The sequence below is a fragment of the Polaromonas sp. C04 genome (assembly GCF_002002705.1).
Lineage (GTDB): Bacteria > Pseudomonadota > Gammaproteobacteria > Burkholderiales > Burkholderiaceae_C > Rhodoferax_A.
On sequence record NZ_MUNS01000020.1, the window covers coordinates 176,267 to 203,043 of the forward strand.

General features: G+C 63.8%; 25 protein-coding genes. 16 read left to right on the forward strand and 9 right to left on the reverse strand.

From position 1 onward, the window contains the following. Window positions 1-6: 6 nt before the first annotated feature. The 5 genes from B0E49_RS02110 (at window position 7) to B0E49_RS02130 (ending at window position 5,236) form a co-directional block, all read left to right on the forward strand. Complete coding sequence (locus B0E49_RS02110; RefSeq protein ID WP_077560316.1) at window positions 7-963, forward strand: DMT family transporter; 957 nt, start codon at window positions 7-9, stop codon at window positions 961-963. A gap of 30 nt (window positions 964-993) precedes the next feature. After that, window positions 994-1,800, forward strand: coding sequence for an SDR family oxidoreductase (locus tag B0E49_RS02115; RefSeq protein WP_077560317.1), 807 nt, complete (start codon window positions 994-996; stop codon window positions 1,798-1,800). A gap of 338 nt (window positions 1,801-2,138) precedes the next feature. Then, window positions 2,139-3,197, forward strand: a complete 1,059-nt coding sequence (locus B0E49_RS02120) for a beta-keto acid cleavage family enzyme (RefSeq protein WP_077560318.1) — start codon at window positions 2,139-2,141, stop codon at window positions 3,195-3,197. A 38-nt stretch (window positions 3,198-3,235) separates the two neighbouring features. After that, a complete protein-coding gene (locus B0E49_RS02125) occupies window positions 3,236-4,216 on the forward strand; it encodes a quinone oxidoreductase family protein (RefSeq protein ID WP_077560319.1) in 981 nt (326 codons plus the stop codon). Between the two features lie 27 nt (window positions 4,217-4,243). Continuing rightward, window positions 4,244-5,236 (forward strand): Bug family tripartite tricarboxylate transporter substrate binding protein, encoded by a 993-nt coding sequence (locus B0E49_RS02130; protein WP_077560320.1) that lies wholly within the window; start codon window positions 4,244-4,246, stop codon window positions 5,234-5,236. Window positions 5,237-5,420: 184 nt separating this feature from the next. On the opposite strand, the gene B0E49_RS02135 is transcribed toward B0E49_RS02130, so the two are convergent. The 5 genes from B0E49_RS02135 to B0E49_RS02155 form a co-directional block, all read right to left on the reverse strand. Further along, window positions 5,421-6,764 carry an MFS transporter gene (locus tag B0E49_RS02135; RefSeq protein WP_077560321.1) on the reverse strand — a complete coding sequence of 448 codons (1,344 nt, stop codon included), beginning with the start codon at window positions 6,762-6,764 and terminating at the stop codon, window positions 5,421-5,423. 223 nt (window positions 6,765-6,987) lie between these two features. Continuing rightward, the gene (locus tag B0E49_RS02140; RefSeq protein WP_077560595.1) at window positions 6,988-7,401 is read right to left on the reverse strand and encodes a carboxymuconolactone decarboxylase family protein; all 414 of its coding nucleotides are present in this window, start codon (window positions 7,399-7,401) and stop codon (window positions 6,988-6,990) included. 197 nt (window positions 7,402-7,598) lie between these two features. Further along, window positions 7,599-8,657: a beta-keto acid cleavage family enzyme gene (locus tag B0E49_RS02145; protein WP_077560322.1), complete on the reverse strand. Its 1,059-nt coding sequence runs from the start codon at window positions 8,655-8,657 to the stop codon at window positions 7,599-7,601. Window positions 8,658-8,725: 68 nt separating this feature from the next. Then, complete coding sequence (locus B0E49_RS02150) at window positions 8,726-9,574, reverse strand: TauD/TfdA dioxygenase family protein (protein ID WP_077560323.1); 849 nt, start codon at window positions 9,572-9,574, stop codon at window positions 8,726-8,728. Between the two features lie 21 nt (window positions 9,575-9,595). Continuing rightward, on the reverse strand, window positions 9,596-10,576 hold the full coding sequence (locus B0E49_RS02155; RefSeq protein ID WP_077560324.1) for a quinone oxidoreductase family protein: 981 nt from the start codon (window positions 10,574-10,576) through the stop codon (window positions 9,596-9,598). A 133-nt stretch (window positions 10,577-10,709) separates the two neighbouring features. Between B0E49_RS02155 and B0E49_RS02160 the strand changes: the two genes are divergently transcribed. Continuing rightward, on the forward strand, window positions 10,710-11,714 hold the full coding sequence (locus B0E49_RS02160; RefSeq protein ID WP_077560325.1) for an AraC family transcriptional regulator: 1,005 nt from the start codon (window positions 10,710-10,712) through the stop codon (window positions 11,712-11,714). Between the two features lie 13 nt (window positions 11,715-11,727). Here the strand turns inward: B0E49_RS02160 and B0E49_RS02165 are convergent, their stop codons facing one another. Next, window positions 11,728-12,735, reverse strand: a complete 1,008-nt coding sequence (locus tag B0E49_RS02165; protein WP_077560326.1) for an AraC family transcriptional regulator — start codon at window positions 12,733-12,735, stop codon at window positions 11,728-11,730. A gap of 152 nt (window positions 12,736-12,887) precedes the next feature. Between B0E49_RS02165 and B0E49_RS02170 the strand changes: the two genes are divergently transcribed. Continuing rightward, window positions 12,888-14,003 (forward strand): porin, encoded by a 1,116-nt coding sequence (locus tag B0E49_RS02170; RefSeq protein ID WP_077560327.1) that lies wholly within the window; start codon window positions 12,888-12,890, stop codon window positions 14,001-14,003. 79 nt (window positions 14,004-14,082) lie between these two features. Here B0E49_RS02170 and B0E49_RS02175 read toward each other — a convergent pair whose 3' ends face one another. Continuing rightward, window positions 14,083-15,123, reverse strand: a complete 1,041-nt coding sequence (locus B0E49_RS02175) for an AraC family transcriptional regulator (protein ID WP_077560328.1) — start codon at window positions 15,121-15,123, stop codon at window positions 14,083-14,085. Between the two features lie 124 nt (window positions 15,124-15,247). Here B0E49_RS02175 and B0E49_RS02180 point away from each other — a divergent pair, with 124 nt between their 5' ends. From B0E49_RS02180 to B0E49_RS02200, 5 genes are all read left to right on the forward strand, one after another. Then, window positions 15,248-15,817 carry an RBBP9/YdeN family alpha/beta hydrolase gene (locus tag B0E49_RS02180; RefSeq protein ID WP_077560329.1) on the forward strand — a complete coding sequence of 190 codons (570 nt, stop codon included), beginning with the start codon at window positions 15,248-15,250 and terminating at the stop codon, window positions 15,815-15,817. A gap of 73 nt (window positions 15,818-15,890) precedes the next feature. Further along, on the forward strand, window positions 15,891-17,258 hold the full coding sequence (locus B0E49_RS02185; RefSeq protein ID WP_077560330.1) for an MFS transporter: 1,368 nt from the start codon (window positions 15,891-15,893) through the stop codon (window positions 17,256-17,258). Between the two features lie 100 nt (window positions 17,259-17,358). Further along, window positions 17,359-18,201, forward strand: coding sequence for a TauD/TfdA dioxygenase family protein (locus B0E49_RS02190; protein ID WP_077560331.1), 843 nt, complete (start codon window positions 17,359-17,361; stop codon window positions 18,199-18,201). 69 nt (window positions 18,202-18,270) lie between these two features. After that, a complete protein-coding gene (locus B0E49_RS02195; protein ID WP_077560332.1) occupies window positions 18,271-19,329 on the forward strand; it encodes a beta-keto acid cleavage family enzyme in 1,059 nt (352 codons plus the stop codon). A 14-nt stretch (window positions 19,330-19,343) separates the two neighbouring features. Next, on the forward strand, window positions 19,344-20,546 hold the full coding sequence (locus B0E49_RS02200; protein ID WP_077560333.1) for a CaiB/BaiF CoA transferase family protein: 1,203 nt from the start codon (window positions 19,344-19,346) through the stop codon (window positions 20,544-20,546). A gap of 63 nt (window positions 20,547-20,609) precedes the next feature. Here the strand turns inward: B0E49_RS02200 and B0E49_RS02205 are convergent, their stop codons facing one another. After that, window positions 20,610-21,572 (reverse strand): NAD(P)H-dependent flavin oxidoreductase, encoded by a 963-nt coding sequence (locus B0E49_RS02205; protein WP_077560334.1) that lies wholly within the window; start codon window positions 21,570-21,572, stop codon window positions 20,610-20,612. A gap of 110 nt (window positions 21,573-21,682) precedes the next feature. Between B0E49_RS02205 and B0E49_RS02210 the strand changes: the two genes are divergently transcribed. The 4 genes from B0E49_RS02210 to B0E49_RS02225 all read left to right on the forward strand — a co-directional run bounded on the left by B0E49_RS02210 (window position 21,683) and on the right by B0E49_RS02225 (window position 25,067). Continuing rightward, complete coding sequence (locus B0E49_RS02210) at window positions 21,683-22,138, forward strand: MarR family winged helix-turn-helix transcriptional regulator (RefSeq protein ID WP_144264395.1); 456 nt, start codon at window positions 21,683-21,685, stop codon at window positions 22,136-22,138. Between the two features lie 100 nt (window positions 22,139-22,238). Further along, complete coding sequence (locus B0E49_RS02215) at window positions 22,239-23,234, forward strand: quinone oxidoreductase family protein (RefSeq protein WP_077560336.1); 996 nt, start codon at window positions 22,239-22,241, stop codon at window positions 23,232-23,234. Next, window positions 23,231-24,049: an NUDIX hydrolase gene (locus tag B0E49_RS02220; RefSeq protein ID WP_077560337.1), complete on the forward strand. Its 819-nt coding sequence runs from the start codon at window positions 23,231-23,233 to the stop codon at window positions 24,047-24,049. The genes B0E49_RS02215 and B0E49_RS02220 overlap by 4 nt, the downstream gene beginning before the upstream one ends. A gap of 10 nt (window positions 24,050-24,059) precedes the next feature. Further along, window positions 24,060-25,067: a bile acid:sodium symporter family protein gene (locus tag B0E49_RS02225; RefSeq protein ID WP_077560338.1), complete on the forward strand. Its 1,008-nt coding sequence runs from the start codon at window positions 24,060-24,062 to the stop codon at window positions 25,065-25,067. Window positions 25,068-25,100: 33 nt separating this feature from the next. Here B0E49_RS02225 and B0E49_RS02230 read toward each other — a convergent pair whose 3' ends face one another. Then, window positions 25,101-26,771 (reverse strand): Na/Pi cotransporter family protein, encoded by a 1,671-nt coding sequence (locus B0E49_RS02230; RefSeq protein ID WP_077560339.1) that lies wholly within the window; start codon window positions 26,769-26,771, stop codon window positions 25,101-25,103. Window positions 26,772-26,777 lie beyond the last annotated feature (6 nt).

Genomic DNA, 26,777 nt, shown 5'->3' on the forward strand with positions numbered 1-26,777 from the left:
TGCATCTTGAGCCTCGTTTCAGAACAAAAAAGGCCGGTAGACCTGAAGGTACATGGACCGGTAGCTACGAAAAGCGTAGCGTCCGGCTTGCTGCTCGCGACCCTGGGCGCGATTGCCTTCAGCGGCAAGGCGATCATCGTCAAGCTGGCGTACCGCTACGGCGTGGATGCCGTCACGCTCATCATGTACCGCATGCTGTTCGCGCTGCCGATCTTTGCCGTGATGGCGTGGTGGGCCACCTATCGCCGCACGGGCGGCACGGCGGCCGCGCTCACGCGCCGCGACTGGCTGGGCGTGCTCGGGCTCGGCGTGAGCGGCTACTACCTGGCCAGCTTTCTGGACTTTGCCGGCCTGCAGTACGTCACGGCATCGCTGGAGCGGCTCATCCTGTACCTCAACCCGACGCTGGTGCTGGTGCTGGGCTGGCTGTTCTACCGCAAGCGGGTGGTGCCGCTCCAGGTCGTGGCCATGGCCATCAGCTATTGCGGGGTGCTGGTGGTGTTCAGTCACGAGATCAAGCTGCAGGGCGAGGACGTGATGCTGGGCGCCTTGCTGGTGTTTGCCAGTGCCGTCAGCTACGCGGTGTACCTGGTGTACAGCGGCGAGCTGGTGCGGCGTATCGGCGCCTCGCGCCTGGTGGGGCTGGCGACCATGGTGGCGTGCCTGTGCTGCATCCTGCAATTTTTGCTGCTGCGCCCCCTGAGCGCCGCGCTGGTGGCGCCCCAGGTCATCTGGCTCTCCCTCCTGAATGCCACGCTGTGCACCGCCGTGCCGGTGTTGCTGGTCATGATGGCGGTGGAGCGCATTGGCGCGGCGCTGGCGGCGCAGGCCGGCATGGTGGGACCGATGTCGACCATCCTGATGGGTGTGCTGATTCTGGGCGAGCCGTTCAACGCGTGGATCGTCGTGGGCACCGCGCTGGTCATGGGCGGCGTCTTTCTGGTATCAAAATACAGGGACTGACGGAGACCGTCAGCTCAAGGAGTTCAAAAAATGGATCTGGGTATTTCGGGCAAATGGGCGCTGGTCTGCGGTGCCAGCAAGGGCTTGGGGCTGGGCTGCGCGCAGGCGCTGGTGCGCGAGGGCGTGAACGTCGTGATCAACGCACGCGGCGCCGAGACGCTGCAGGCGGCTGCTAGCAAATTGATAGCTGACTGTGCAGGTTCCACAAAGGCTAGCGTGCTGTTTGTTGCTGCAGACATCACCACCCCCGAGGGCCGCGCCGCGGTGTTTGCCGCACCGGGCGGGCCGGGCCGGGACTTCGACATCGTGGTCACCAACGCCGGCGGGCCGCCGCCCGGCGACTTCCGCGACTGGGACCGCGACGCCTGGATCCGCGCGGTGGACGCCAATATGCTCACGCCCATCGAGCTGATCCGGGCCACGGTCGACGGCATGGCGGCGCGCGGTTTTGGCCGCATCGTCAACATCACTTCCAGTTCCGTGAAAGCGCCGATCGACATCCTGGGTTTGTCCAACGGCGCGCGCAGCGGCCTGACCGGTTTCGTGGCGGGCGTGGCGCGCAGCAAACTGGCAAAGCAGGGGGTCACCCTGAACAACCTGTTGCCCGGCGTCTTCGATACCGACCGCATCAAGAACATGGCGCAGCGCACCTCCGAGCAAACCGGCCAGCCGATCGAGGTCATCCTGCATGCGCGCGTCAAAAACATTCCGGCGCAGCGCTTCGGCACCCCCGACGAGTTTGGTGCCATCTGCGCCTTTTTGTGCAGCACCCATGCCGCCTATATCACCGGCCAGAATGTGCTGGCCGACGGCGGGGCGTATCCCGGGACTTTTTAGCGCAAGCGCCCCGTGCGGGCGGCGGCCAGGCGCCCGGCAGTGCGACTCGCATTGCCGGTGCGCCCTGGTCCGAAGTTCCCTGCTCCCGAAGCGGATTTCTTCTTGAGGCAAGCCAACCCATGACCTCGGTCATGGGATATGGAATTCAGAGGCAAGCTCAGCCCGTCATTTTTTCAAATTGACGGGCTGTCTGCCTTTGCGCCGGGACAGTTGCGGTGGCGGATAGCTGTCATGAAAAGCCAAGTCCGAGGCATGCAATGGCAAGCAGGAAGTGACGCCAGGCCAGATGATTCACTTGTCGCTTCAGACTTGATATTTCAACTTGGAGACCCTTCATCATGAACTTCCTTGACGGCCATCTGTATCCTGAGAACCAGCAGCCCCTGATCATTACCGCCGCCCCCTATGCACCGGGCTGGATTCCCTCGGACTTTCCGGAAGACATCCCGATCACCATGGAGGAGCAGATCCAGAAGGCGGTGGATTGCTATGAAGCCGGTGCCACCGTATTGCATCTGCACGTGCGCGAAGCCAATGGCAAGGGCTCCAAGCGCCTGTCTATGTTCAATGAGCTGATCGCCGGGGTGCGCAAGGCGGTGCCCGAGATGGTTATCCAGGTAGGCGGCTCCATCAGCTTCGCACCCGAGGACGATGGTGCTGCAGCCAAGTGGCTCTCCGACGACACGCGCCACATGCTGGCCGAACTCACTCCGAAGCCCGACCAGGTGACGGTGACCGTCAACACGACCCAGATGAACGTGACCGAGCATGCGGGCATCGATGACTTCAAGGGCGTTTCGCGCGGCTTCCCTCACCTCTACTCCACCTACAAGGACATGATCGTGCCCTCGAACCCCAGCTGGGCCGAGGAGCACATCCGCCGCCTGAGCAAAGCGGGTATCCAGAGCGCCTTCCAGTGCTACAACATCAACAGCTTTGAAACGATTGAGCGGATGATTCGCCGCGGCGTCTACAAGGGCCCGCTGGTGATGAATTGGGTGGCCATCAGCGGCGGCATGGACCAGGCGAACATCTACAACCTGGCCAACTTCCTGCGTGCTGCGCCCGATGGCTCGGTGATCACGGTGGAGAGCTCGGTGCTCAATGTGCTGCCCATCAACATGATCGGCATGGCTCTGGGCCTGCATGTGCGCTGCGGCATTGAGGATGTGCTCTGGAAGCAGGACCGCTCGGGCAAGGCCAACTCCGTCGAGCAGATCAAGCAGTTGGTGCGTATCGCCGGCGAATTTGGTCGCCCGATTGCGACAGGACAGCAGGCTCGCGAGATTCTGAAGATTGGTGTCTTCTACGAAACGGCAGACCAGACGCTTCAGGAAAATGGCTTCGCGCCCAATCGCAACGGGGGCAACCAGGGCTTCCTGCGCAAGCCGGACTAACGCCGCCGCGTTGATACAACCACAACAGGATACAAAAAATGGCAAGGATCGTTAAATTCTACGAAACGGGCGCTCCCGACGTACTGCGGTTTGAGGATGCAGACGTTGGTGAACCGGGGCCGGGAGAGGTTCGCCTGCGCCACGTGGCGGTGGGCCTGAACTTTGCCGATACTTATTTTCGCAGCGGCATCTACCCAGTTCCGCTGCCCAGCGGCATCGGCAACGAGGCGGCCGGAGTGGTCGAGGCCGTCGGTGCCGGCGTGACCGATTTTGTGGTCGGTGACCGTGTGACCTACACGGGCTTTACCAACACGCTGGGCGCCTACAGCACGCAGCGGCTGATCTCTGCCGCACCGCTGATCAAGCTGCCCGAGGGCATCAGCTGCGAGACCGCGGCTGCAATGACCATGCGCGGTTTGTCTGCTTCCTACCTGTGCCGCAGGATTTTCCCGTTCCAGGGCGGTGAAACCATACTGCTGCATGCTGCCGCCGGTGGCGTGGGCCTGATCGTGTCCCAGTGGGCCAAACTTCTGGGCCTCCATGTGATTGGAACCGTTTCTACCGAGGCCAAGGCCGAAGTGGCACGCGCCCATGGTTGCGAGCACATCATCTATTACAGCCACGAAGACGTTGCCAAGCGCGTGCGCGAGATCACCAACGGCGTGGGCGTCTCCGTGGTTTTTGACAGCGTGGGCAAAGACACATTCATGGCGTCGCTGGACTCGCTCAAGCGCCGCGGTTTGCTGGTGTGCGTGGGAACCGCTTCCGGAAAAATCCCCCCGTTCGACCCTGCCATCCTGGCCCGCAAAGGCTCCGCATACATCACCCGTCCAGGTTTGGCCGACTACATCGCGGATCCGGCCGAGAAGGCGGAACTGGTCGGGGAGCTGTTCGGCCATGTGGCGGCAGGGCGCATCCGCATCGAGATCAACCAGCGGTATGCCCTGGAGGATGCGGTGCAGGCGCATCGTGATCTTGAAGGCCGGAAGACAACCGGATCATCCATATTCGTTATTTGAGGATTCCGCTTTCAAAGGTGAACTTTCATGGTATTAAATTCATTGAAACTGCGAGTCTTCGCGATAGCTGCGCTTTCCTGGCTAACGGCGGTATCGCCTGCGCTGGCGCAGCAATGGCCGGATAAACCCATTCGGTTGATCGTCCCTGCACCTCCTGGCGGCATTTCCGACGCGGCGGCACGCCTGCTCGCTGAGCAGCTACGGGCCAGTCTTGGTCAGCCCGTGGTGGTGGACAACAAGCCAGGCGGTTCGGCCGTCATCGCCGAACGGGCCATGATGAGCGCGCCTACTGATGGGTACACCTTGATGGTGGGGCCATCAAGTGTTCTGACCGATATACCACTCACCGTCAAGACACCTTACGACCCGCTCAAGACGTTCACCTATGTAGCAGAAATCACCAGCATATTCCATGTGCTGGTGGCCAATGCAAACTTTCCGCCCAACAATGTCAAAGACTTACTGGATTACGCCAAGAGTCATCCCCACTCGGTCAGCATAGCGAATTCCAGTGTCGGCAACCGCTCGGATCTTCTCGGCGAGATGCTCAGGGCAAAGAGCGGCAATGACATCCTGGTCGTTCCGTACAAGGGTTCAGCTCCTGCACTGGTCGACTTGATGGGAAACCAGGTGCAACTGACCTTTGATGTTGTCAGCAACGTCGCCCCACTTGTCAAGAGTGGCAAGCTGAAGGCGCTTGCAATAGCGTCGTCGACACGCTCCCAGTACCTTCCCAAGGTTCCCGGTTTCGGCGAATTGGGGTTGCCTGATTTTGTCCTTCCTCACGCGAGCGTTGGCGTCTTTATGCTGAGCAGCACGCCCAAACCGCTTGCCGATCGAATCCGGAGCGAAATGGCGAAGGTTGTACATGCAGCCAAATTCCGCGAAGCGCTGGCCGCGCAGGGCTTCGATCTACCGCAAGATGCCTCAATGGATCAGCTTCGGCAGATACTGGCCGCGACCATGGCCAACAATCGAGCCATCATAAGGAAGCTGCAACTCAAGATCAGTCCTGACTAAGCCTCTGCCTCGAATTACGGCAATGGCCCTGTGGACCGTTACCGGTTGGTCGTCCGGCAGGTACTTGTACTCGCGCAAATGCGTTTGCCGTCAGGCGTTGATTGCCGATCAGGCATTCAGAGCAGAGCAGATCAAGTCCAGGTAAACGTCAAGATCAACATGGAGCGTGCACGGCAATTCGCTCTCAGACTGCGGTGCTCGCGCTCAGGTTTCCGGTCAAGGGTGGCGCCACATCCAGCTTCACATCGGAGATCTGCGCCACATCCGCGTCATAACTGCACATTGCGATGACATAAACCACCGCGGCCAGTGTGCTGAACAGCGAAGTGACTGCCAGTGCCTGCCGCAAACCCCATTGGTCGGACAGGACACCCGCCAGGAACGGGCCCACGGCCAGGCCAAACAGGTTCTGAAACAGGGTAAGGACGGCCGCACCGGTCGAGCGCACACCCGGGTGAACGACATCAATGACGATACCGGCACCCACACCCGGGGTGCAGGTCAGGAAGAAGCCCCCGAGAACGATCAGCGTGAACTGTGCATCGCCCGTGTAGGTACCGCCAAACGCCACCATGAAGATCACCGAGGTGAGCACGCACAGCACGGACAGCAAGGGTAGCTTGTTGCGCGGCTTGCGAAGTGCCAGGCGGTCCACCACAAACCCCCAGAACACGCAACCAAAGGCTCCGGCCAAGATCACCACTGCCGTTTGCTTGCCTGCAGCCTCCGGAGTCATGCTGTGGAAACGGTTCAGGTAGCTGGGCAGCCACGCCCAGACGGCCGACAACGTAATCAATTGCAACGCCCCTCCGACACAGACCCACAAGAGCGTGCGCGCGCGCGCCATCGTGCCAAAGATATGCTTGAGAGTTCCCCCCAGAGACTGGGCTACCTGGCCCTGTTTTGGCGTCAGTGCCGCAGTCTTGTAGTCGCGCACGAATAGATAAAGCACGGCCAGTACAAGTCCCGGCACACCGACCACGCCGAAGGCGGCCTTCCAGCCCCAGTGGGCCGCGATTACGCCCCCCAGCACCACGCCCAGTACCGAGCCCAGCGATCCTGCAGCGAGGAAGGCGCCGAGCACGGCACTGCGCAAACGCTTGGGATACAGTGTCGCGATAAGGGCTGCCCCTGCGGAGCCGTAGCCGGCTTCACCCGCCCCCACCACCGCACGCGCCACAAACAGTTGGCCGAAATTGGCCGTGAACATGCAGGAAATAGAGGCCACGCTCCATATGCCGGCCATCACAACGATGCTCTTCACACGGCTCACGCGGTCTGCCAGCAGCGATAGTGGTAGTGTGCCCACTGCCACCACGATGGAAATGATGGAAACCAGGGAACCCAGTTGTTTGTCACTCAGGTTCCATTCGCTCTTGATGTGGGGAAATAGCGAGACGATGACCTGCCGGTCGATGTAATCGAACAGCATGAGCCCGAAGGTCATGGCAAAGGCAAACCAGGCTTGCCGCTTGCTGATCAGGTAGTCGTTGTTGCCGGCCTCGGGGCCGTCGGGTATCACGTTCATGCTTGTCTCCTAATTTTTTTGAATTGATTCAACCTTCAGTCATCAAGTCTGTGGACACGGACTTGATTGCTGAACAGGCTGGCTCGCCGGCGCGCGGCTTGAGTCTCTTTTCAGGGTGACGGCAGCTGCTTGCAGGCCTGAAGGTCGTTTTATGAAGGGCTGCCGCAGGATGCCAGGTATGGCAAGTTTCTTACGGTAGATCAGGTAGATGTATGCCCGGGACCTACGCAAGCGCGGCAGTATTCCCGGTTGCGTCGAGCTTGGCGATCTCCTCGATGAGCATCGGCGCTGCCATGCTGTTCGCGTGAAGGCCAAGCACACTCACCCCCTGGAGTACGGCAGTGATCTCCTCCTTCGTAGCGCCCAATTCCAGCGCTCGACGTATGTGGCGCCGGGTGCCTGGCGCGTACATGTGAGTGCACGAGGCATCCACTGCAATGGCGATGAACTCCCACACCTTGGGTTCGATCAGACCTTTGGCCATCGGGTGCATGGCCATCGCCATGAATTTCTCAGTCCAGATCGGGTCAAGTTCGGTGAAACCATCCCAGTCGGCATTCCACTTCTCGGAGATACGAAGCTCATCGCAAATCGGCGTGTCGGATTTGAGCGGAATAGCCGTTTGGCTGAAACTCATTTCGGGGCCATCGGGCGCCACGTTCATGCTTGTCTCCTAATATTTATGAAATACCGGCCACCGTCCTGACGCATATCGCCCACGGCCGAGGCGGGGAACTTACTCGGTGGCCAACCGTTGTATCAAGGCCTAGGCCATGGGCCACACAGCAAAACCGGATACCGGGTTGAGGAGGCATGGCCTGCTGCATCGCGTGTTCAGGCCGCCTTGCGCAGGAAGCCTTGCTGGCCGCCGTTGCGGTTGGGTGCAAAGCCGTTGGCCAGCAGGCTTTCTTCCACGGTGTCGTAGAACACGCCGATCTTGCTGATCTCGCGCGCCTGTTGGGCAGTCGCGATCGGGCGGCTGAGCTCGCGCGAGATGCGCACCAGCTGCTCGATCTGCTTGGCTGTGCCGATCTTGGCCGTGCGCGACTGGTTCCAGAGGTTGTCCTCCGTGCCGGTGCGCACGTGCAGGCCCAAGGCGATGCCCATCGTGTTCACTGGCAGCACGTTGAGTACCGAGGCTTCCACCGTCAGCACCGCGCCGTCAGGCACGGCGCGCACGATGTTGGCCATGTTGTAGAGGTTGGCCGCGTCCATGCCGCCACCGATGGCCACCCAGTTCATCACCAGCGGGCCCTTGTAGACGCCGCGGCGCATCAGGCGCTCCACCGACTCGAAGCTGTTGATGTTGTAGCACTGGAAGGCGCTCTGGATGCCGGCCTTGGTCAGGCGGCGGACGTGCTCCTCGACCCAACCCGGCTGCGCCGGCACCGTCATTTCCTTGTAGGCATTGAAGACCGCCGGGTCTTCCATCGAAGTACCCTTGATGTCCCGCATGTCAAACTGTTCAAGGACATTCATTTGTGACGTGTTGACTGTCACCGTGACTTGGTCGGGCTTGGGGTCGAGCTCGGCCAGCATGTGGCGCGTGTCGTCGGAGAGCCATTTGGCCGCGGCACCATCGGTCTCGGGCGCGAAGCTGATGGAGCCGCCCACCTGGATGATCATCTCGGGCACCGCGTTGCGCACACCGGCGATCAGCTCGTTGAACTTGGACAGGCGCTTGCTGCCCCTGCCGTCGAGCTCGCGCACGTGCAGGTGCAGCACGGTGGCGCCGGCGTTGTAACAGTCCACCGCCTTCTGGATTTGGTCCTCCATCGTGACCGCGATCTCCTCGGGAAAGTCCGAGGGCATCCACGACGGTGCGTAGGGCGCGGCCGTGATGATCAAGGGTTGCTGGTTTTCAGGGAAAAGGTGACCGTCGAGAAAGTTCATGTCATGTCTCCAAAGGCAGGTTCGGGGTAAGAAAAAAGTCTGAGAAAAGGCGTTGGTGAACCCGGTGTTTAGTAGGGCTTGTCTCCGACGATGCCGGCACGCTCCATCTTGCGGTGGCATGGCGGATAGTCCATCACTGCGTAATGCTGGGTAGAGCGGTTGTCCCAAATCGCCACACTGTTGGGTTTCCAGCGCCAGCGCACCTGGTATTCGGGGATCATGGCCTGGCTGAGCAGATACTGAAGCAGGGCCGCACTGCCCTGTGTGTGGTCCTGGCCATAACGCACGCGCGCAGGCGTGTGGTAGTTGGTGAAGTGGGTAGTGAAGCCATTGACAAACAGAACCTTCTCACCGGTTTCTGGGTGGGTACGAACCACGGGGTGCTCGGCGTCCGGAAACTGTGCTTTCAGCGCCAGGCGCTTCTCAATCGGCATGGCCGCGCCAAAGCTGGCCTCAATGCTGTGACGCGCGCGCAGGCCCTCAATCTGCTGCTTGACAGTCTCTGGCAGCTTCTCATAGGCCAGAACCATATTGGCCCACATGGTGTCGCCGCCTACGGGTGGGCATTCCACACAACGCAGCACCGCGCCGAACTGAGGCGCTTCGCGCCAAGTGGCATCGCTGTGCCACGAGTTCTCGTACCGATCGTTTGGCTGGTCCGGCGACTTGTAGATGCGTACCAGGCCAGGGTTATCGGGGTCGCTGCCCACAACCGGGTGGTCTTCGAGCTCACCGAAGCGGCGGGCAAACGCCACGTGATCGGCGCGTGAAATGTCTTGATCACGCAGAAACAGCACACGGTGCTTCAGCAGTGCGGCACGGATCTCGGCGAACAAGGCGTCGTCTTTGGCCGCGTCGGCGAGGTTGACGTCGATCAGTTCGGCGCCAATCGCACAGGTCAGAGGTTCAATGCGCATGATTTGTCTCCTATTGGGGTTTCAGATCACAAAAATCGAAGAGCCTATGGTCTTGCGGGACTCCAGATCGCGGTGGGCCTGCACGGCGTCCTGCAGCGCGTAGCGCTGGTTGATCTCGATGCGGATGCGCCCTGCTGCTACGTGGCCGAACACTTCGTCGGCCAGCTCCGCCTTCTCGGCCGGGTCGGCGATGTAGTCGGCCAGGGCCGGGCGGGTCACGTACAGCGAGCCCTTCCTGGCCAGAATTTGTGGATCGAATGGCGGGATCGCGCCGGAGGCCGTGCCCACGCACACCAACAGGCCGCGCCGCTTGAGCGAGTCCAGCGAGGACATGAAGGTGGTTTTGCCTACGCTGTCGAAGACCACGGACACGCCCACGCCATTGGTGAGTTCGCGCACGCGTTTGGCCACGTCCTCATGGCTGTAGTTGATGGTGTGATCACAGCCGTGGGCGCGCGCCACTTCGGCCTTGGCATCGGTCGACACCGTGCCGATCACCATCAGCCCGAGCAATTTGGCCCACTGCGAGACGATCAGGCCCACGCCACCGGCGGCGGCGTGCAGCAGCACGGTGTCGCCCGCCTTGAAAGGGTAGATTCGGCGCATCAGGTAGGCCGAGGTCAGGCCGCGCATGGTCATAGCGGCAGCGGTCTCGAAGGCGATCGCCTCGGGCAGCTTGATCAGCGGCTCGGCCGGAATCAGGCGCTCCGTGCTGTAGGCCCCCAGGGTGTTGATGAAGCCTGTGTAGGTGACCCGGTCGCCGGCCACGACGTTCGTCACGCCCGGGCCCACTGCTTGCACGACACCCGAGGCTTCGACCCCCATCCCATTGGGCAGGGGAATCGGGTAGGTGCCATTGCGGAAATAGGTATCGGCGTAATTCAGACCTACGGCGACGTGGCGTAGCCGGACTTGACCCGGCCCCGGCTCGCCCACTTCGACATCCTCGTAGCGCAGGACCTCAGAGGCGCCCGCTTCATAAAAGCGTACGGCTTTGACCATGTTGCGTCTCCTTTATTTGTGTTAATGGAATAAAGTGAACTGTAGAGATTGCGCGGCCTGCGCGCTTCGCAACTTGCGCCACGCACTTCGCATTTCATGCCAGAATGCCGGTCGTCTCGATACCTTTAAGCTCATGACTACACTGGTTCGCGCTGCGGCGCTCACCAATTTTTTCGAGGTGGCCCGCGACCTCGGGTACAACCCGCAAGACACGCTGCGCCGGGCAGGTCTGAGCCGTGCGCTGCTGGAAAACCCCGAACAGCGCATCCCGGTCGAAGCAGCGGTGGCGCTACTCGAAGATGCAGCCCGGTCCTCGGGCTGCCTGACCTTTGGCCTGCGCATGGCGGAGTCGCGTCAGCTGTCGAACTTCGGCGTCGTGAGCCTGCTGATCAGCCACCAGGCCACGCTGCGCGATGTGTTGACCACCACCATGCAGTACCGCCACCTGCTCAACGAGTCGTTGGCGATGCAGATTGAGGACGCTGGCAAGATGGTCATCGTGCGCGAGGAAATCGTGTCCGAAGCCCCGGCCCGGCAGTCCATTGAACTCGCCATCGGCGTGCTGTTTCGCATGTGCGCGGCGCTGCTGGGGCCACGCTGGCGGCCCTACAGCGTCAACTTCAGCCACGACGCGCCGCCGGAACTGAGCCTGCACCGGCGCCTGTTTACCTGCCGGCTCGAATTTGGCAGCGAATTCAACGGCATCGTGCTCGCGGCCGCCAATCTGGACGCCCCCAACCCCTCGGCCGACCCAGCCATGGCGCGCTACGCGCAGCGCTTCGTTGAATCCCAGCCGAGCGTCAACGAGCCGTCTGTCGTGCTGGAGGTGCGCAAGGCGATTTACCTCATGTTGCCGTCGGGCCGCGCCACCAGCGACTATGTTGCCCAAGGCTTGGGACTGAGCGTGCGCACGCTGCAGCGCCAACTCGACGAGGCGGGCGCGAGCTTCACCGAGCTCCTCAACGAGGTGCGGTGCGAGCTGGCGCAGCGCTACATGGACAACCCCCAGTACAACCTGGCACGCGTCTCCGAACTGCTGGGCTACTGTGCCCCCAGTTCCTTCACGCGCTGGTTCGCGGCCCAATTCGGTGCCGCCCCCGCGGCCTGGCGCGCACGACGCAAGCGTCCGGCGCCTTGAGTACCCGCCAGCCTCAGGGCTGAGGTGGCTGAGGCAAACGACGCGACTGCGTGACGCTGCGGCCGAAGGCGGACCGGAACCAATGACTAAAGGCACTGGGCGCCGAAAAGCCCAGCAGGCTGGCCACCGCGCTCAGGGGCAGGTCGCTGTCGCGCAGATGGCGCAGCACCAGTTCCGAGCGTACCTCGTCGAGCAGTTCGGAAAAGGTGGTTCCCTCCGCCGCCAGGTGGCGGTGAAGAGTGCGGCGGTCCACGTTCAGGTGCTGGGCAACCTGCTGGGCCGTGCAGCGCCCGCCCGGCAGCAGTGCCGCGATCAGCTGCCGTACCGTGTCACGCGCGCCCTGGCTGTGGCGCGACAACGCGCGATCCAGGTGGTCGCGGGCGAACCGCGAGATGCCTGTGTCGGCGTGCGCGTGCCGGGTCCGGAGATCCGCCGCCGCACATACCAAGCCATTGAACTCCTGGTTGAAGTCCACTCGCGTGCCGAAAAACGCACGGTGCCCCGCCAAGTCACGCGGCGGGCGATGAACAAAACACACACGCAAGGGGCGCCACTGTGGTCCGACCAGCTCGCGCAGGATGCGAAACATTACCCCCACGGCCAGCTCCATGGGCTGGCGCATGGACAGCGACTGCGAGCCCAGCATCTCCTCGCGTATCGTCACCGTACCGGCCGCATCCTCGACCTGCACGATCAACGATGGGTTGATCAACCTGAGGTAGCGGCACAGCGTGTCCAGGGCCTGCCGGGGGGTGGACTCTTCCTTGAGCACCAGGCTGATAGGACCGAGGTTGGACAAGGTGCGCCGCGCCGCCAGGCGCAGGGCAAAGTCCTCCACGCCGGTCGCGTGCGCGCTGTTTTCCAGCAACTCCCGCACCGACTCCGTCGACACCAGGGTTTCGGGGTCATCCAGGCAGCGTGGCGACAGGCCGACCTGCCTCATCATGCTGTGAAAATCCAGGCCCAGCGACTGGGCCAAATTCACGTAGTCGCTGAGGCTGGCACTGCGAAGAGGACTCATTAGGGTTGTCACCAGCTTGTCCCAATTTAGACAGTCAATGTCCCAAATTATCAAGCAAATACGTTCATCTGTTTCTACTATCTGCGCCATGACCTAGTGGCGACACGGCACACTTTTGTTCAATAATTTTCTGAAACCCTTAGAGACTCACAATGAAAAAATCCCTAGTTGCTCTGGCTGCCCTCGCTTTTGTCGGTGCGGCCTCTGCCCAATCCTCAGTGATGCTGTATGGTGTTCTGGATGCAGACATCGCCCACTTCAGTCAAGGCGGTCTCGGCAAAACGATGTTGACCAGCAGCGGCAACTCTGGAAGCCTGCTCGGTTTCCGTGGCACGGAGGACTTGGGCGGCGGCTTGTCGGCCAATTTCTGGCTGGAAAGTACCTTACTCAACGACACCGGCAGCGGTCTTGGTGGAGGGTTGACCTTCAATCGTCGCTCGACCGTCAGCTTGGCCAGTGATTTTGGTGAAATTCGCCTGGGTCGTGACTACACCCCGTCGTTTATCAACCACTACGTGTTCGATCCATTCCTCCTGAGCGGGCCTGGTGCTGGCAGCAACATTACCTTGGGCGGTGGCGCCAATGGTGTGGCTGGCGGCAATGCAGCTACCGCGGTCCGCGCCAACAACTCCATCCAGTACCTGTGGGGCTTTAACCCCAATGCTATTGCCGCCATTGGCAGCGGTGTGTACGCGCAGCTGATGTACGCCTTCCCTGAGAACGTCAGCGGTATGCCGGCTCTCGGCCAATACACCGGCGGACGCCTTGGCTATGCCAATGGCCCGGTAAACGCTGCGATTTCCTATGCGCAGTCCAAAGGTACACCCTATGCTGCCGATGTTGGTCAAGGTTACAGCACCTACAAGGAACTCAACCTGGCCGGGTCGTACAGATTCGGCGTGGGTCAGCTAATGGCCCACGCGGGCACGAACAACTCCGACGCCGCCGGCACCAAGTACACCCACTGGGGGCTGGGTGCCACCATCAACGCCGGCCCCGGCTACATCCCGATCGCCTTCAACTCCATCAAGCAGAACAACGTAACCAGCGATGGTGCCAACCAGATTGCGGTGGGCTACGTGTACGCCCTGTCCAAGCGTACCGTCCTGTACGGTTCGGTTGCTCGCATCCACAACAAGAACAATGGCACCTACACCTTCTCGGGTTCCAATGGCGGCAACAACCCCGGCCTGCAGACCGCATTTGGTGGCGGTACATCGTTCGGCAATGGCACTGGTTACGGCATAGGTCTGCGGACCAGCTTCTAGTCGGGCGCTGGAGTCGCGCCAGACAATCGGTGCCAGCTGGATCGGTCGCCCACGGCGATACACATGGCCTCGTAAAGGATCACTCTCGCGCTCGCGGGGGTGCTGGCCGGCGGCGCGCGGCGCCGCGTGTGGCCCGGCTCTCCTTGGCGCTGCAACCAAATTGCGCGTGGTACCAGCGCGAGAGGCCGCTCGGTGCGGAAAAACCGAGTAAGGTCGCCACCTCCGTCAACGGACGATCGCTCTCGATGACATGACGCGTGGCGAGCTCCTTGCGGATGTCGTTCACCATCGACGAGAAGCTCTGCCCCTGTTCCGCCAGCCGGCGCTGGACCGTACGGCACACCACGCCCAGATGCTCGGCCACCTGTTCGATGCTGCAGCGCCCACTGGGCAGCAGCAGCAGGATCGCGCGCCGCACGTCCCCGAGCATCGTCGCCCCCTGCAGCTTGGGCGACGTGTCCAGCAACTGCTGTGCGTAACGCGCCATCGCAGCATCGGCCGACGGGTTGGGCGCATCGAGATCGGCCTTCGCGCAGATGATGCAGTTGTAGTCGTAGTCGAACTCGACGCACCGCCCAAACAGCCGCAGATGCGCACTAACGTCGCGCGGCGCCGGGTGCTCGAAGCACACGCGCCGCGGCTGCCAACTGGCTCCGAGGAACTGGCGCATCAACCGCAGCATCACCCCAAGCGCCAGCTCAATCCTTTGCCGCGTGGGCTGGTGCGCGTTGCCAGCCATTAAGTTCTCGCGGATAACAACCAGTCCGGCGCACTCCTCGACCATCAGCGACAGAGAACCATTGAGCAGCACCTGATAGCGCATCAGCACATCAAGCGAGTCGCGCAACGTCGCCTGGTCGCGGATCAGCATTCCCACCGCTCCAAGGTTGGACAGCAGGCGCGACTCGGCCATGCACAGTCCGAAACTCTCGTTGCCTGACATGGTTGCGGACGCCTGGAGCAGTTGCCCGACACGCTCGACCGGAATCATGAGGTCCGGTTCGCGCAATACGCTCGGACTTAACCCCGCGTCAAAGAGCATCCGCACCGGGTCCAGTCCGGCGGCACGAGCGACCTCGCTGTAGTTGGTGAGACTCGCAGCGCGGACCAGTGAAGACATCGGGAAACTGAGTAGAAGATTGGCACAAAATGATAAATGCCTGTCATGTATTGTCAAGCGGAAAAAGCCCGCCGAACCCACACTCAGAGCATCGACTGGCGATTCGACAATCCATGAGATCACCATGAAATCAACGACCCCAACCGTCCTGATCGTCCCCGGTCTGCGTGACCATGTGGCGGAGCATTGGCAAACCCTGCTGGGCGCGCGCCTGCCGAGCGTCCGCGCGGTCCCGCCCATGGGCCGAGAGGATCTCAACTGCGCCGACCGCGTCAAGGCCATCGAGCGCGAGATCGCCGCCATCGAGAGGCCCATCGTGATCGTTGCGCACAGCGGGGGCTGTGTCATGGTGGCGCACTGGGCCAGGACCACGCGCCATGCGGATGCGGTGCGTGGCGCCCTGCTGGCCACACCGCCCGATTTCGACAGCCCCATGCCGGCCGGCTATCCGAGCCTGGAGGCCTTGCGGGCTGGCGGCTGGCTCCCCGTGCCGCGTGAGCGCCTGGCGTTTCGCAGCCTGGTGGCGATGAGCCGCAACGACCCGCTGGGAGCGTATGAGCGCGTGGGCGAGCTGGCCCGGGCCTGGGGTAGCGAGATGGTCGATCTCGGCAGCGTCGGGCACCTCAACCCCGCATCCGGCTTTGGCGAGTGGCCTATGGCCGAGGCCTTGATACAACGGCTGGCCACCGAGTAAGTTCCTGCGCCTTGACCCCCGACGGTATTCGTCGGGACCGTGGCCGGTATTTCATAAATATTAGGAGACAAGCATGAACGTGATACCCGATGGCCTCAGGGCCGGCAACGACGACGACTACCTTATAAGCAAGCGGCAAGCCTGGTTTGCCTTTGCCATGACCTTTGCGCTCATGATGTTTGATTACATCGACCGGCAGGTGATCGTTTCGCTGTTTCCCCATATCAAGAGCGAATGGAATCTGAGTGACAAACAACTGGGTTCCCTGGTGTCCATCATTTCCATCGTGGTGGGGGTGGGCGGAATACCGGTGGCGCTGGTGGCAGATCGCGTGAGCCGTGTGAAGAGCATCGTTGTGATGTCCACCGTATGGAGCCTGGCCACCATCTCGTGCATGTTCACGGCCAATTTTGGTCAACTGTTTGCGGCGCGTGCGGTGGTGGGGGCGGGTGAAACCGGCTATGGCTCGGTGGGGGCCGCGCTGATCGCGACCCTGTTTCCCAAGCGCTTGCGCAGTGCCGTGCTCGGCGCCTTCTTCGCCGCCGCATCGCTGGGCGCGGTACTCGGCGTGGTGTTGGGAGGCGTGATTGCGGCCCACTGGGGCTGGAAGGCCGCCTTTGGTGTGGTCGGTGTGCCGGGACTCGTGCTGGCCCTGCTCTATCTGTTCGTGCGCGACTACAAGACCGTGGCACTGACGCCAAAAGTGAGCCAGGTGAGCCAGGTGAGCCAAGCGAGCCGCCAGTCTCTGGGTGGGACTCTCAAGCACATCTTTGGCACGCTGGCGCGCACACGCACGCTCTTGTGGGCCTGCATCGCGGGGGCGATGCAACTGGTGACGATGTCGGCCGTCACCGCGTGGCTGCCCAGCTTCCTGAACCGTTTCCACGGCATGACTCCGGCGGCGGCAGGCAAACAAACGGCGTTGGTGATATTGGTCAGCGCTGTTGGCGTCATCTTCTGGGGCATCGTGGTGGACCGCCTGGCACGTCGCCAGCCGCACAACAAACTGCCCGCTCTGTCCGTGCTGTGCGTGGCCACCGCGGTGATCTTCATGATCGCGTTTGGCGGCAGCTACACGGGTGATGCACAGTTCAAGCTGATTGTTTTTGGTGGCTTCTTCATGACTTCCATCATGGGCGTGATCACCGGCATTGCCATGGACGTCATTCACCCGGGTATGCGCTCTACCGGCGCGGCCGTACTTGCCGTCATTCTCAACCTGCTTGGCCTGGCTGTGGGGCCGTTCCTGACTGGCGTCCTGTCCGATAAATGGGGTTTGCAGCAGGCATTGGCAATTGTTCCCCTGGCCAGCATATTGGCCGCGGTGCTTTTTCTCATTGCAATGCGCACTTATGACGCGGATGTGGCCCGGATCTCCGATGTGAAGCTTGATGTGGCGCCACCCCTCGCTGGCCACCTGAACACCGGCGCCGCAGCCTGATAGCGCTATGCCTTGCAGGACGCCGTGCAGGCACATCAGGACCTGGAGGCTCGAAAGACCACAGGCTCTTCCATTTTCGTAATTTAACTAGGAGACCCTCATGCGAGTCGAACAACTGACCTGCTGCATCGGCGCCGAAATCTCGGGCGTCAACCTGGGTGATGCCGCGCGCGACGCGGACCTGTTCGCCGAAATCAAGGCGCTGCTGCTCAAGCACCGTGTGCTGTTCCTGCGCGACCAGGACATCACCCGCGCCGAGCACGTGGCCTTTGCGCGCCGCTTTGGCGAACTGGAGGACCACCCCGTTGCCGGCAGTGACCCCGACCATCCGGGTTTGGTGCAGATATACCGCAACGACAAGCGCGAGAACTACGAGAACAACTACCACACCGACGGCATGTGGCGTTTGACCCCGACCATGGGCTGCGTGTTGCGTTGTATCGAATGCCCGCCCGTGGGCGGCGACACCATCTGGGTCAACATGGTGGAGGCCTACAAGAACCTGCCCGAGGACGTGAAGAAGCGCATCGACGGCCTGCGTGCCAAGAGCAGCATTGAGCACGGTTTTGGCGCCGTCATGCCGGAAGAAAAGCGCCTGGCGCTCGGAAGGGAGAACCCCATGGTGGAGCACCCGGTGGTGCGCACCCACCCCGAGACCGGCGAAAAAGCGCTGTACGTCTGCAGCTTCACGACGCACTTCGCCAACTACCACACGCCCGAGAACGTGCGCTTCGGCCTCGACAAGACGCCTGGCGCCAGCCAGCTGCTGAACTACCTGCTCAGCCAGGCTAGCATTCCCGAGTACCAGGTGCGCTTCCGCTGGAAACCCAACAGTGTGGCCATCTGGGACAACCGCTCGACCCAGCACTACGCGGTCATGGACTACTGGCCCGCCCCGCGCAAGATGGAACGCGCCGCGATCATCGGCGACAAGCCGTACTGAGCACCGGGTTCGCCAGCGCCCATCCTCCGATTTCTTCCCTTACTCCCAATCTGCCTTTGGAGGCATGACATGAACTTTCTCGACGGCCACCTGTTCCCCGAAAACCAGCAGCCGCTGATCATCACGGCCGCACCGTATGCGCCGGGCTGGCTGCCCTCCGACTTTCCCGAAGACATCCCCGTCACCATGGAGGACCAGATCCAGAAGGCGGTGGACTGCTACAACGCCGGCGCCACCGTGCTGCACCTGCACGTGCGCGAGCTGGACGGTAAGGGCAGCAAGCGCCTGTCCAAGTTCAACGAGCTGATCGCCGGTGTGCGCAACGCGGTGCCCGAGATGATCATCCAGGTGGGCGGCTCCATCAGCTTTGCGCCCGAGACCGATGGCGCAGCGGCCAAGTGGCTCTCCGACGACACGCGCCACATGCTGGCAGAACTCGACCCCAAGCCCGACCAGGTCACGGTGACCGTGAACACCTCGCAGATGAACGTCACCGAGCAGGCGGAGCTGGCCGACTTCAAAGGCACCTCGCGCGAAAATCCCGCCATCTTCGAAGCCTACAAGGAGATGACGGTGCCCTCCCAGCCCGGCTGGGTGGAGGAGCACATCCGCCGTCTCACCAAGGCGGGCATCCAGAGCGCCTTCCAGTGCTACAACATCAACAGCTTCGAGTCGGTGGAGCGCCTGATGCGCCGCGGCGTCTACAAGGGCCCGCTGGTCATGAACTGGGTGGCGATTGGTGGTGGCATGGACAAGCCCAGCGTCTACAGCCTGGGCAACTTCGTGCGCGACGTGCCCGATGGCGCGGTGCTGACGGTGGAAAGCCACGTGCGCAACGTGCTGCCTGTCAACATGTTCGGCATCGCCATGGGCCTGCATGTGCGCTGCGGCACCGAAGACGGCCTGTGGAACCAGACGCGCACCGCCAAGGCGAGCACCGTCTCGCAGATCGAGCAGCTGGTGCGCATTTCGCGCGAGTTCGGCCGCCCGATTGCCACGGCCCGGCAAGCGCGCGAGATCAGCAAGATCGGCGTGTTCTACGACACCGTGGAAGAGTCGCTGCAGGCCAACGGCTTCGCGCCCAACCGCAACGGCGGCAACCAGGGCTTCCTGCGCAAGGCCGCCTGAGCGAGCCGTCTTTCATGAACAACCCATCGCTTCCACTCTCTGGCATCCGTGTGCTGGACCTTTCCCGTGTGCTGGCCGGCCCCTGGTGCGGCATGGTCCTGGGGGACTTCGGTGCCGAGGTGATCAAGGTCGAGCACCCGAAGCGGGGCGACGATACGCGCGACTGGGGCTCGCGCATTGGCTCGACGCAGACCGCCTACTTCAATAGCGTCAACCGCAACAAGCGTTCGGTGACGCTGGACCTGCAGACCACCGAAGGCCAGCGGCTGGCGCTGGCGGTGGCTCGGCAATGCGATGTGGTGATCCAGAACTTCAAGTTCGGCGGTGTCGAGAAAATGGGTTTGGGCTACGAGCAGGTCAAGGCTGTGCGGCCCGACGTGGTGTACTGCTCGATCTCCGGCTACGACCGCAGCGGCCCCGAGGCGGCGCGCCCGGGCTACGACCTGCTGGTGCAGGGCGAGGCCGGCTTGATGGCCCTCAATGGCGAGGCCAACCAGCCGCCGTTGAAGTTCGGCGTGGCGGTGGTGGACCTGTTCACCGGTATGTACTCGGCCCAGGCGGTGCTGGCGGCGCTATTCGAGCGCCAGCGCACCGGGCAGGGTCGCCACATCGAGATGGCGCTGTACGACTGCGGCATCATGGTCACCTCCTACTATGGCCTCGAGGCGTTGCTGATGGAAAAGGACCCGCCGCGCTACGGCAATTCCCATCCTTCTATCGTGCCCTACGGTGTATTCGACGCGGCCGATGGCCCGCTCGTCATCACCGTGGGCAACAACAGCCAGTTCGAGCGTTTTTGCCGCGAGGTGATCGAGCGCCCCGGCCTGGCCGACGATGAACGCTTCGCCACCAACGTGAAACGCACCGAGCACCGTGAGGTTCTGCTGCCGCAGATCCTGCACGAGCTGCGCAGCCGCCCGCGTGCCCTGCTGCTGCAGCGCCTGGCGGGCGCCGGCATCCCCTGCGGCGAGGTGCTGGGCCTGCACGAGGCGCTGACCTCCGAACGCACGGCTCGCGGCGGCCTGTTGACCCAGCAGCCCCACCCCGAGGTCGGCAGCATGCACGTGCTGGCGCCACCGTACCGCCTCGACGGCGAGCGCTTGCCGGTGCGCCATGCGCCGCCAGTGCTGGGCGAGGGCACGCAGGACGTGCTGTCCGAACTGCTCGGCCTGAGCGAGGCCGAGCTGCAGAGCCTCAAGGCGGCAGGTATCGTCTGACCCGCAGGACATCGTGACGTACGGCACGCCGGAGCAAGATGGCGCGTGCCGGCGGCCAGACACCTAGCGCACCAGCCTGGCGCACAGGCCGAGCCGCGCTTCGGCATCAAGACTGATGCGCGCCACCAGGGTTGCCGCGTCTTCCACGCTGTGGATCAGGTCCACGGCCTCGCCGGCCCAGACCACGGTGGTGTCGAGATTGCCGTCGCCCATCGCCTCGTGGTAGGCCGTGCGCTCGATGGGAAGGGCTTCGATCAGTTCTTCTTCGCGGCCACTCCAGCGCGTCACGAATTCATTGTGCAGCGCGCGCCCGTAGTAGCCCCGAGGCCAGCCGTAGCCGCGCACGATGTCGAAGACGCGGGTGCGCAAGGTCTCGTGGCCGCGCGCCGCCACGATGCGCTGCTTGGCGCGCTGGCGCCCGAGCGCCTCGGTGCTGGCATAAAAGCGGGTCCCGATGAGGGCACCGTGGGCCCCGAGTGCCAGTGCCGCCGCCAGGCCGCGGCCATCGGCGATGCCGCCGGCCGCCAGCACCGGCGTCGGCGCCACCGCATCGACCACGGCGGGCACCAGCGGCAGCGTGGCGCGGCCGCCGCCGTGGCCGCCGGCCTCGGTGCCCTGGGCCACGATGATGTCGGCGCCGGCCTCCTGCGCCAGCCGGGCCTCGTCGAGGTCCTGCACCTGGCAGATCAGCCGGCAGCCGGCTGCCTTGATGATGGCGCCGTGGGGCCGCGGGTCGCCAAAAGACAACATCACGGCGTCGGGCTGATAGCGCAGCACCAGTTCGATCACGCCCCGATCGACCGCCCAGGTGATCAGGCCGACGCCCCAGGGTTGCTGGGTGGCTTCCTTGGCGCGGAACATTTCCTTGCGCAGCCAGGCCGGATCGCCATAGCCGCCGCCCACCAGGCCCAGGCCGCCGGCGTTGGACACGGCCGCGGCGAGGTGCCCGCCCGAGACGCCGGCCATCGGCGCGAGAACAATCGGGTGGCGCAGGGCGAACAGGTTGGTCAGTCCGGTCTCAATCATGGTGTTGCAGGTCCAGGGGCGCTTGCGCCTGCGGGTGGATGCGGCGCAAAAGAGGGAGCAGAGTGGGCGCGAGCGGCTGTCTTTATATCATGACGTGATACAGTTTGTCCATGAAAACCCAACCGGTGAAACTGCCCGTGCGCGCCATGCCCAAAGCCGAATTCGAAAAAATGGCGCAGCTGCGCTACCGGCTGCGCCGCTTCATGCGCTTCAGCGAGGAGGCGACGCGCAAGTCGGGCGTAACGCCGCTGCAGTACCAGTTGATGCTGCAGATCAAGGGCTTTCCGGGCCGGGACTGGGCCACCGTGGTGGAGCTGGCAGAGCGCCTGCAGGCCAAGCACAACGGCGTCGTCGCCCTCGTGTCGCGCTGCGAGGCCGCCGGGCTGGTCAGCCGCAGCGCCAGCCAGAGCGACCTGCGCCGGGTCGAAGTGCGCCTGACGCCGCAGGGCGAGTTGTGCCTGGCGCGGCTGGCGCAACTGCACCGCAGCGAGCTGGCCTCGCTGCAGGCGCATCTGGGCCAGACCGATCCGGCCAAGCTGCTTGCGGCCGGCGGCCAGATGGCTTGAGCCGGCGCGTCTGGTGCAGGCTCGGCGCCGCAACGCGCCGCGCGGTTTCGTGGCACGATTCGGCGCAAGCCCGATTCACCCCATCTTCAGGAGACCCGACATGACATCCATCACCAGCAAAGCGGTTCGCATCGACCAGCAGGGCGGCCCCGAGCAGCTCAAACTCGTCGATGTGAGCGTGGGCGATCCGCGCCCCGGCGAGATCCGCATCCGGCACCGCGCCATCGGCCTGAACTTTATCGACGTGTACCAGCGCGACGGCCTGTACCCGATGCCGGTGCCGCTGCAGCTCGGCATGGAAGCCGCGGGCGTGGTCGAGGCCGTGGGCGAGGGCGTGACCCACCTGCAGGTGGGCGACCGCGCCGCCTATGCCAGTCAGCCGCCCGGCAGCTACTGCGAAGTGCGCGTGATGCCCGCCAAGTGCGTGTGCAAGCTGCCCGATGCGATCTCGTTCGAGACCGGCGCGGCCATGATGCTCAAGGGCCTGACCGCGCAGTACCTGCTCAAAAGAACGCTGCCGCAGGGCGGGCTGCAGGCCGGCGACTTCGTGCTGTTCCACGCGGCCGCAGGCGGCGTCGGGCTGATCGCCTGCCAGTGGGCCAAGGCGTTGGGCCTGCAGCTGATCGGCACCGCCGGCTCGGACGCCAAATGCGCGCTGGCGCTGCAAAACGGCGCGGCCTTCGCCATCAACTACAGCACGCAGGACTTCGCTGCGCGCGTGAAGGAGATCACCGGCGGGCAGGGCGTGAAGGTGGTGTACGACTCGGTCGGCAAGGACACCTTCGAGAAATCGCTCGATTGCCTGCGCCCGTTCGGCCTGCTGGCCAGCTTCGGCAATGCGTCCGGCCCGGTGCCGCCGTTTGCGCCCGGCATCCTGGCCGCCAAGGGCTCGCTCTACCTCACGCGCCAGACCCTGTTCCACCACATTGCCACGCGCGAGAGCACGCAGGCCATGGCCGACGACCTGTTTGCCATGGTGGGCAGCGGCCAGGTCAAGATCCACATTGGCCAGCGCTTTGCGCTGGCCGAGGTGCGGCAGGCGCACATCGCGCTGGAAGCGCGCCAGACCATCGGCTGCACCATCCTGACGCTGTGACGAAGTTGTTGCCCGATCCGGCCTGGCTGGCCGGGCTGCGCACCGCTGCCAGTCAGCCGCCCTTGCGGGCGCGTGTGCCCTTGTGGGCGGGGGAGGTTGTCATCGGTTCGGTGGAGCCGGAATTTTTGAACCAAATAGCATTCAAGCCCATACAGGGTCTGCACAGTACGCTACAAAAAGTGGAGCGTGACGGCGCCCCGGGCTGGCGCCTGACGGGAGATGTCACGGCCGGCCTCGATACCCTGGCGCGCGCCCTGCGGGACGCCGGCCTGGCCCATGTCTGGCGCAACGAGCAGCTGGCCGTGACCGGCAAGGCGGGCGAGCGCCTGGGCACGGTCGAGCGCGCGGTGGTGCGTGCGCTGGGCATCACCACGCACGCGGTACACCTGGTCGGGGCAAGCTTTGACGGCCGCGTCTGGGTGCAGCAGCGCGCGCTCGACAAGCCCAACGACCCCGGCCTGTGGGATACCTTGATGGGCGGCATGGTCGCGGCCCGCGATACGCAGCAGCAGGCCCTGGTGCGCGAGACCTGGGAGGAGGCGGGCCTGGCGCTCGATGCGCTACAGGACGTCACCCACGGCGGCCGGGTCGGCATCCGCCGGCCGTCCGGCGCGGACGAAGAGCCCGGCTACACCGTCGAGGGGATCGATTGGTACCGCTGCACCGTGCCCGCAGGCCTGGTGCCCGTCAACCAGGATGGCGAGGTGGCGCGCTTTGCCTTGCTGGATCAGCGCGAGTTGCTCTGCAAAATGCAGCAAGGCGAATTCACGCTGGAGGCGGCGCTGATTCTGGCGGCGTGGTTCGAATCCTTGTGAATCGCCCGCCATGTTTCAGCCCCGCTTTTTGCCCGACAACTTCACGCTGGCCCTGGTCGCCACGGTGGCGCTGGCCAGCGTGTGGCCGGCGCGCGGTGCGCTGGGCGCCGATTTTGAAACCCTGACCGCCGTGGCCATCGGCCTGCTGTTTTTCCTGCACGGCGCCAAGCTCTCGCGCGAGGCCATCATCGCCGGCGCCACGCACTGGCGGCTGCACCTGCTGGTGCTGGCCAGCACCTTCGGGCTGTTTCCAGTGCTCGGGCTGGCGCTCAAACCGTTGCTGGCGCCGCTGGTCACGCCAGACCTGTACCTGGGTGTGCTGTTCCTGTGCATGCTGCCGGCCACGGTGCAGTCGGCCATCGCGTTCACCTCGATCGCGCGCGGCAACGTGGCGGCCGCCGTGTGCAGTGCCTCGGCCTCCACCCTGATCGGCATTTTCATCACGCCGGTGCTGGTGAGCCTGTTCGTGGTGCCGCACCGGGCGGGGGCGGCCAGTGCCTGGAGTTCGATTGGCCACATCATGTTGCAGCTGATGGCGCCCTTTGTCGCCGGGCAGTTGCTGCGCGGCTGGATCCATCCCTGGCTGGCACGCCACGGCGGCGCGCTCAAATTCGTCGACCAGGGCTCGATCCTGCTGGTGGTCTATACCGCGTTCAGCGCCGCCGTCGTGCAGGGCTTGTGGAAGCAGGTGTCCTTCTCAAGCCTGGCCGGCCTGCTGGGGGTGTGCGCCGTGCTGCTGGCACTGATGCTGGGGCTGACCGGCTGGAGCGCGCGCCGGCTCGGCTTTACGAAGGAAGACGAAATCACCATCGTGTTTTGCGGCTCCAAGAAAAGCCTGGCCAGCGGCATTCCGATGGCCAAGGTGCTGTTTGCCTCGGGCGCGGTGGGTGCCGTCGTGCTGCCGCTGATGCTGTTTCACCAGATCCAGTTGATGGTCTGCGCGGTGCTGGCGCGGCGCTACGCGCGGCGTGCGCACGCGGCCTCCGCGCAGGACGCGGTGGCCACACCCTCGCGCTGAAGCGGCGCGGGCGTTTGCGGGCTCGCGCCCGCTTCAGGTGCGGCGGTTGTCTTCGCCCAGCGTGGCGGTCTTGAGCCGGTTCGGCGCCAGTGCGCCGGCCGACTCAAGAATCGGGTAGGCGATCGAGCAGATGTGCGAGTTGATGCGCTTCAAGTCGCTGATCAGGTCGATGTGCAGCGAACTGGTCTCGATGCTCAGCACGCTGTTCTCGCTCAGGCGGTCCAGGTGCGCCGTGGCGTAGCGCCGCTCCAGGTCGCGAAAGCGCATTTTTTCCTCGATCAGCTTCTGCGCATCGTGCACATTGCCGTTCAGGAACACGCTCATGCCCAGGCGCAGGTTGTCCACCAGGCGCGCGTGCAGCTCGCTGATCTCGGCCATGCCGGCCTCCGAGAAGCTGCGCCCCGGCTTGATTTTCTTGTCTTCCACATCGATGAGCACGCGCTCGATGATGTCGCCGACCTGCTCCATGTTGATGGTGAAGCTGATGATGTCGGTCCAGCGCCGGCTCTCTTCTTCATCGAGCGCCTCGCGCGGGATCTTCGTCATGTAGTACTTGATGGCCGTGTACAGCTCATCCACCGTGTCGTCCATCTTGCGCAGCTCCTGGGCGAGGCGCAAGTCATTGGTCTTGATCACGGTGAGCATGCCGTTCATCATGGTCTCCACCACATCGGCCTGGTGCAGGGCCTCGCGCGCGGCGCACGAGATGGCCAGCGAGGGCATGGGCAGCGCCGACGGATCCAGGTGGCGCGGGCGCATCTGCGAGGCGGACGTGTCCGGCTTCTTCGGCAGCAGCCTGGCGACGAGGCGCGCCACCGGCTGCGTCAGACCGATGAAGGCCACGCTCATGATGACGTTGAAGCCCAGGTGGAACAGCACCACGCCGTGCGTGGGACTGGGCAGAAGCGGCTGCACGTGGCGCAGCCACAGGCCGACGCAGGGCGCCATCAGCGCCACGCCCATCATCTTGAACACCAGGTTGCCGACGCTGACCTGGCGCACCTCGACGGCCGACTTGGCGGTGGTCAGCACGGCGGCCAGGCCACTGCCCAGGTTGGCGCCCAGCACCAGGCCCAGCGCCACGTCCAGCGAGATCATGGAGGAGGCGGCCAGCGCCGCGATCAGCAGCACCACGGCCAGGCTCGAATAGGCCATGACGGCCAGCAGCATGCCCAGGATGATTTCGGTCGGCAGGTCGCTGCCGACCGAGCCCAGCAGGGCGCGCACGGCAGGCGTGGCCAGCAGCGGCGCGGCGGACACCATGATCAGCTGCAGCGCCAGCAGGATCAGCCCCAGCCCGATCACGACCCGCCCGATGCGCCCGGCCAGCGTGTCCTGGCGCGTGAGGAACAGCACCACGCCGGTGAAAATGAACAGCGGCGAGAGCCAGGACAGATCGAACGAGAACAGCACGACCATCAGCGCGGTACCGATATCGGCCCCGCGCATCACGGCCAGCGCGGCCGGCAGCGTGATCAGGCCCTGACCCACAAAGGACGAGGTCATCAGCGAGGTCGCGGTGCTGGACTGCAGCAGCGCCGTCACGCCGATGCCCGAGAGCGCCGCCGTGAAGCGGTTGCCCATGCTGCGCGCGAGCACCTGCCGCAAATTGCTGCCGAACGCGCGCAGCACCCCCGTGCGCACCAGCTGGGTGCCCCAGACCAGCAGCGCGACGTCGGCGAACAGGTTGAGCAGGTCCTTCATGCGGGG

Excerpts from the sequence above, each read along its gene's own strand:
- B0E49_RS02115 (WP_077560317.1), top strand. The coding sequence starts at position 994 with ATGGATCTGGGTATTTCGGGCAAATGGGCGCTGGTCTGCGGTGCCAGC.
- B0E49_RS02120 (WP_077560318.1), top strand. The coding sequence starts at position 2,139 with ATGAACTTCCTTGACGGCCATCTGTATCCTGAGAACCAGCAGCCCCTG.
- B0E49_RS02125 (WP_077560319.1), top strand. The coding sequence starts at position 3,236 with ATGGCAAGGATCGTTAAATTCTACGAAACGGGCGCTCCCGACGTACTG.
- B0E49_RS02130 (WP_077560320.1), top strand. The coding sequence starts at position 4,244 with ATGGTATTAAATTCATTGAAACTGCGAGTCTTCGCGATAGCTGCGCTT.
- B0E49_RS02135 (WP_077560321.1), bottom strand. The coding sequence starts at position 6,764 with ATGAACGTGATACCCGACGGCCCCGAGGCCGGCAACAACGACTACCTG.
- B0E49_RS02140 (WP_077560595.1), bottom strand. The coding sequence starts at position 7,401 with ATGAGTTTCAGCCAAACGGCTATTCCGCTCAAATCCGACACGCCGATT.
- B0E49_RS02145 (WP_077560322.1), bottom strand. The coding sequence starts at position 8,657 with ATGAACTTTCTCGACGGTCACCTTTTCCCTGAAAACCAGCAACCCTTG.
- B0E49_RS02150 (WP_077560323.1), bottom strand. The coding sequence starts at position 9,574 with ATGCGCATTGAACCTCTGACCTGTGCGATTGGCGCCGAACTGATCGAC.
- B0E49_RS02155 (WP_077560324.1), bottom strand. The coding sequence starts at position 10,576 with ATGGTCAAAGCCGTACGCTTTTATGAAGCGGGCGCCTCTGAGGTCCTG.
- B0E49_RS02160 (WP_077560325.1), top strand. The coding sequence starts at position 10,710 with ATGACTACACTGGTTCGCGCTGCGGCGCTCACCAATTTTTTCGAGGTG.
- B0E49_RS02165 (WP_077560326.1), bottom strand. The coding sequence starts at position 12,735 with ATGAGTCCTCTTCGCAGTGCCAGCCTCAGCGACTACGTGAATTTGGCC.
- B0E49_RS02170 (WP_077560327.1), top strand. The coding sequence starts at position 12,888 with ATGAAAAAATCCCTAGTTGCTCTGGCTGCCCTCGCTTTTGTCGGTGCG.
- B0E49_RS02175 (WP_077560328.1), bottom strand. The coding sequence starts at position 15,123 with ATGTCTTCACTGGTCCGCGCTGCGAGTCTCACCAACTACAGCGAGGTC.
- B0E49_RS02180 (WP_077560329.1), top strand. The coding sequence starts at position 15,248 with ATGAAATCAACGACCCCAACCGTCCTGATCGTCCCCGGTCTGCGTGAC.
- B0E49_RS02185 (WP_077560330.1), top strand. The coding sequence starts at position 15,891 with ATGAACGTGATACCCGATGGCCTCAGGGCCGGCAACGACGACGACTAC.
- B0E49_RS02190 (WP_077560331.1), top strand. The coding sequence starts at position 17,359 with ATGCGAGTCGAACAACTGACCTGCTGCATCGGCGCCGAAATCTCGGGC.
- B0E49_RS02195 (WP_077560332.1), top strand. The coding sequence starts at position 18,271 with ATGAACTTTCTCGACGGCCACCTGTTCCCCGAAAACCAGCAGCCGCTG.
- B0E49_RS02200 (WP_077560333.1), top strand. The coding sequence starts at position 19,344 with ATGAACAACCCATCGCTTCCACTCTCTGGCATCCGTGTGCTGGACCTT.
- B0E49_RS02205 (WP_077560334.1), bottom strand. The coding sequence starts at position 21,572 with ATGATTGAGACCGGACTGACCAACCTGTTCGCCCTGCGCCACCCGATT.
- B0E49_RS02210 (WP_144264395.1), top strand. The coding sequence starts at position 21,683 with ATGAAAACCCAACCGGTGAAACTGCCCGTGCGCGCCATGCCCAAAGCC.
- B0E49_RS02215 (WP_077560336.1), top strand. The coding sequence starts at position 22,239 with ATGACATCCATCACCAGCAAAGCGGTTCGCATCGACCAGCAGGGCGGC.
- B0E49_RS02225 (WP_077560338.1), top strand. The coding sequence starts at position 24,060 with ATGTTTCAGCCCCGCTTTTTGCCCGACAACTTCACGCTGGCCCTGGTC.
- B0E49_RS02230 (WP_077560339.1), bottom strand. The coding sequence starts at position 26,771 with ATGAAGGACCTGCTCAACCTGTTCGCCGACGTCGCGCTGCTGGTCTGG.